The following is a 4224-nucleotide window of genomic DNA, read 5'->3' as shown; positions in this document are numbered from 1 at the left end:
TGCTTGCCAGCGGCCCAAAATCCCTCGCTGCCGGACACATCGCCAATTTTCAAACAAGCCCTAGGGCTTGTTTGAAAAATGTCAACATGCCCAACCGGCGGGGCTTTTGCCCCCTGGACGGCGCAATTTTTCCTTGAAATCCGCCAGGATTCCTGCAAAAAAATTGCTTGCCAGCGGCTCAAAATCCCTCGCTGCTGGACACATCGCCAATTTTCAAACAAGCCCTAGGGATAATATAGCATTTTATTTCGGGCTCTGTCAAGATTTCGATCCGGTTCGCCGCGCCCCGGCCTGATCGGGCATGCGCCTGCCGGGGGCCGCGTGGAAGCGTCCATAAATTCCTCTCACTATGTGCCGGAAGATATGGTAAACTGTCCCCACCAAGCTGGGAAAGGCCGGAGCTGCGGGAGCGCCTGCTGTCCGGCAGAACCCTGTACGGCGGTTTGCAGGAGGCGCTTTTGGAGCTGGAGGGTCTGTACAGCCGGCTGATGCGCCGGATGGGGGAAGAGGAAAGCCTTACGGCCTTGGACCGGTGGGAGGCAGTGCTCCGGCCCCGCTTCCCTGAACAGGTCCAGAAGGCCTATGCGCGGCGCAGGCGAATGGAAAAGGCCGGAATTTTTCGTGAAATCCAGAGCGGCGGCCGCTGTTCTGCGGGCCTTGCGCACCCGGATGCGCCGCCGGTTTCCAAATGAATCCACCGCCCACTGCTGCATAGGCAAAAGAATCCTGCGGATACTAAGCCCTGTAACAACCAACCGCAGGAGGAGAAAGATAGATGAAAGCTACAGGAATTGTGCGCCGCATCGACGACCTCGGGCGGGTGGTCATCCCCAAGGAGATCCGCAGAACCATGCGGATCCGCGAGGGCGACCCGCTGGAGATTTATACAGACAAGGACGGCGGCGTAATTTTTAAAAAGTATTCCCTCATGGGGGGGCTGAGCGACTTTGCCGCCCAGATGTGCGAGACCCTGCACAAGACCACGGGCCGGGTCAGCGCCATCACCGACCGGGATACCTGCATCGCCGTGGCGGGCACCGCCCGGCGGGAGCTGGCCGACAAGCGGGTCTCCGGCGAGCTGGAGAGCATCATGGAGGGCCGCCAAATCTACCAGCGCAGTGAGGAGGACAGTCCCCTCCCCATCTGCGAGGAGAACGACAAATACCAGCTGGAGGTGGCCGCCCCCATCCTCTCTGAGGGGGATGTGCTGGGGTGTGTAACCTTCCTCTCCACCCCGGGAGACCAGCCCACGGGAGAGTCCGAATACAAGCTGGCTCAGGCCATTGCCGGTTTCCTGGGCCGCCATATGGAGAGCTGACCGCCCGGCGCAGCCCCCCGGACAGCAGGCCCGGGACAGCTGAGGGCCCCGCGCCGCCGGCGCAGGGCCCTCTGTTCTGCCGGCGAAGCAGCCAAAATGAGGAGATTGTGATGCGTCTTTTTATCGCAGTGGAGCTGCCGGAGCCCTGGAAGGCGGTCCTGGACCGGGCCGCCCGGGCCCTGGCCGCCGGGAGCCGCCGGGGAACCTTTTCCCGCCGGGAGAACTTCCACCTCACCCTGGCCTTCCTGGGGGAGCTGCCGGGGCCCGAGCCCGCCCTCCAGGTCCTGGAGGGGGTCCGGGTCTCCAGCTTTCCCCTGAAAAGCGGCCCGCCGGGGCGCTTCCCCAGCCGGAACGGGGACCTCTGGTGGGTGGGGGTGGAGCCCTCCCCGGGGCTTCTGACCGCCCGGGAGGCCCTGGCCGGGGCTCTGGACCGGGTGGGCCTCTGGATGGACCCCAAGCCCTTCCGCCCCCACCTGACCCTGGGACGGCAGGTCCGAATCCGGGAGGACTTTGACGCCGCCGCCTGGGCTGCCGGACTCCCCGCCCTGACCTGCCGGGTGGACCGGCTGACCCTGCTGCGCTCCCAGCGTCTCCAGGGCCAGCTGACCTATACCCCCCTGTACCGCCGCCGCCTGCGGGGGATCTGACCGAGCGCCCGCCCCGTGGGACCATACATAGACCGGCGGACGCGCTGTCCAGGGGTCAAAGGCCTACCGGCAGGTATGTGGACGAGACGCAAGCAAGCTACGGCGTCCCCTCCTCCTGGGCCCAGCTCCGGCTGCGCTCCACGGCCCGGCGCCAGCCCCGGAGGAGGGCCTCCCGCCGGGCGGGGTCCATCGTCGGCCGGAATTCGGCGTCCCGCTGCCAGAGGCCCCGGAGTTCCTGCCGGTCCCGCCACATCCCAACGGCCAGGCCCGCCAGGTAGGCCGCCCCCAGGGCGGTGGTCTCCCGGACCACGGGCCGGAGGACGCTCCTGTCCAGAATATCGGCCTGGAACTGCATGAGGAAGCCGTCCCGGCTGGCCCCGCCGTCGGCCCGGAGGGCCTTCAGGGGGACCCCGGTGTCCCGCTCCATGGCCTGAACCAGATCGGCCGCCTGGTAGGCGATGGACTCCTGGGCCGCCCGGATGATGTGCTCCCGCCGGGTCCCCCGGGTAAGGCCGATGAGGCAGCCCCGGGCGTACATATCCCAGTAGGGGGCCCCCAGGCCGGTGAAGGCGGGGACCAGATAGACGCCCCCGGTGTCGGACACCTTCTGGGCGTAGTATTCCGCGTCCCGGCTCTCGGTGAGGAAGCGCAGCTCGTCCCGGAGCCACTGGATCACCGCCCCGCCCACAAAGACCGAGCCCTCCAGGGCGTACTCCGCCCGGCCGTTCAGCCCCACCGCCACGGTGGTGATGAGGCCGTTGCGGCTCTCACAGGGGGTCTCCCCGGTGTGCATCAGCAGAAAGCAGCCGGTACCGTAGGTGTTCTTGGCCTCCCCGGGGGCGAAGCAGGTCTGGCCGAAGAGGGCGGCCTGCTGGTCCCCGGCGATGCCGGCGATGGGCACCCTGGCCCCGCCCAGGCCGGTATAGCCGTAGACGGCGCTGGAGTCCCGGACCTCCGGCAGCATGGCCCGGGGGATGTCCAGGGCCTGGAGGAGGGTGCCGTCCCAGTCCAGGCGGTGGATGTCGTAGAGCATGGTGCGGGAGGCGTTGGTGACGTCGGTGACGTGGACGGCTCCGCCGGTGAGCTTCCACAGCAGCCAGGTGTCCACGGTGCCGAAGAGAATTTCCCCCCGCCGGGCCCGCTCCCGGGCCCCCTCCACCTGGTCCAGGAGCCACTTGATCTTGGTGGCCGAGAAATAGGCGTCGGGCACCAGGCCGGTGGTCTTTTGGATATGCTCTCCCAGCCCTTCCTCCAGCAGCCGGTCCACCAGGGGGGCGGTGCGGCGGCACTGCCAGACGATGGCGTTGGCGATGGGCCGTCCGGTGGCGCGCTCCCAGAGGACGGTGGTCTCCCGCTGGTTGGTGATGCCAATGGCGGCCACGTCCCCCGGGGAAATCCCCGCCTTGGCGATGACCTCCATCATGACGGCGTACTGGGAGGACCAGATCTCCATAGGGTCGTGCTCGACCCAGCCCTCCCGGGGGTAGAGTTGGGGAAATTCCTTCTGGGCCGTCCCCACCATGTTCTGCGCCTCGTCGAAAAGGATTGCCCTGGAGCTGGTGGTCCCCTGGTCCAGGGCCAGGATATATCTGCCCATCTGTCCGCCTCCTGTGTTTGGAATTTGTCCCCAGTGTACCACATTCCGCCCGGCGATGGTACCCCCCCTTCCCACCCTTGACAGGAGGAGGGAAAACAGATACACTTGGACAGCACCCTTCCACCGCCTGTTTTACAAAGGAGCCACGCCATGCCGGAACCCCGCAGCGCCCCGCAGCCCCCCCGCTGGCAGGGGAAGCAGTACGCCTTCTTCTGCCACAAGGACTGTGAATACTTCCCCTGCCACCCCACCCAGGATCCAGACAGCTTCAACTGCCTGTTCTGCTACTGCCCCCTCTACGCCCTGGGGCCCGACTGTGGGGGAGGCTATACCTACAAGGAGAGCGGGGTCAAGGACTGCACCGGCTGCACCCTTCCCCACCGCCGGGAGAACTTCGGCTATGTGATGGACAAGGCCCGGGAGCTGGTCCGCCGCATGGCGGAGGAACGGAGTCAGGGCGCGGATATTTCTTGAATCCCGCCAGAAAAAGACGCCGCACATCCCCAAAGCGGGGACTGAAGTGAACCCCAAAAGTTAGACAAATATTTGAATTAAGCGACCTGAAGGGTCTGGTATCTGTGTTGGGCAGGTGTCAGGCCCTTCAGTTTTAGCTTGATTCTGCGATTGTTGTAGTAATCAAGGTAGTCAATGAGTTCAGTCTT

The 4224-nt window shown here is 65.6% G+C and carries 7 protein-coding genes; 4 read left to right on the top strand and 3 right to left on the bottom strand.

The window, feature by feature from the left end:
* Nucleotides 1–182: hypothetical protein (locus Q0K09_RS10495; protein ID WP_294476130.1), on the bottom strand; the 182-nt coding region annotated here is incomplete at its 3' end.
* A gap of 276 nt (nucleotides 183–458) precedes the next feature.
* Between Q0K09_RS10495 and Q0K09_RS10490 the strand changes: the two genes are divergently transcribed.
* From Q0K09_RS10490 to thpR, 3 genes are all read left to right on the top strand, one after another.
* Complete coding sequence (locus Q0K09_RS10490) at nucleotides 459–692, top strand: hypothetical protein (protein ID WP_294476127.1); 234 nt, start codon at nucleotides 459–461, stop codon at nucleotides 690–692.
* Between the two features lie 83 nt (nucleotides 693–775).
* Nucleotides 776–1318 (top strand): stage V sporulation T C-terminal domain-containing protein, encoded by a 543-nt coding sequence (locus tag Q0K09_RS10485; protein ID WP_294476123.1) that lies wholly within the window; start codon nucleotides 776–778, stop codon nucleotides 1316–1318.
* A gap of 110 nt (nucleotides 1319–1428) precedes the next feature.
* Nucleotides 1429–1965, top strand: a complete 537-nt coding sequence (gene thpR, locus Q0K09_RS10480; protein WP_294476119.1) for an RNA 2',3'-cyclic phosphodiesterase — start codon at nucleotides 1429–1431, stop codon at nucleotides 1963–1965.
* 97 nt (nucleotides 1966–2062) lie between these two features.
* Here the strand turns inward: thpR and glpK are convergent, their stop codons facing one another.
* Nucleotides 2063–3562, bottom strand: a complete 1500-nt coding sequence (gene glpK / locus Q0K09_RS10475; protein WP_294476116.1) for a glycerol kinase GlpK — start codon at nucleotides 3560–3562, stop codon at nucleotides 2063–2065.
* Nucleotides 3563–3712: 150 nt separating this feature from the next.
* On the opposite strand from glpK, the gene Q0K09_RS10470 reads away from it, so the two are divergent.
* Entirely contained in the window at nucleotides 3713–4036 is a 324-nt protein-coding gene (locus Q0K09_RS10470) for a cysteine-rich small domain-containing protein (protein WP_294476110.1), read from the top strand.
* A gap of 77 nt (nucleotides 4037–4113) precedes the next feature.
* Here Q0K09_RS10470 and Q0K09_RS10465 read toward each other — a convergent pair.
* Nucleotides 4114–4224 (bottom strand): IS3 family transposase (locus Q0K09_RS10465; RefSeq protein WP_294476134.1); only part of this gene is annotated, 111 nt, incomplete at its 5' end.

It is taken from the genome of uncultured Intestinimonas sp. (assembly GCF_944387725.1).
Taxonomy (GTDB): Bacteria; Bacillota; Clostridia; order Oscillospirales; family Oscillospiraceae; genus Intestinimonas.
Note: the sequence above shows the minus strand (reverse complement) of the source record. Positions and strands in the feature narration are given on the sequence as shown.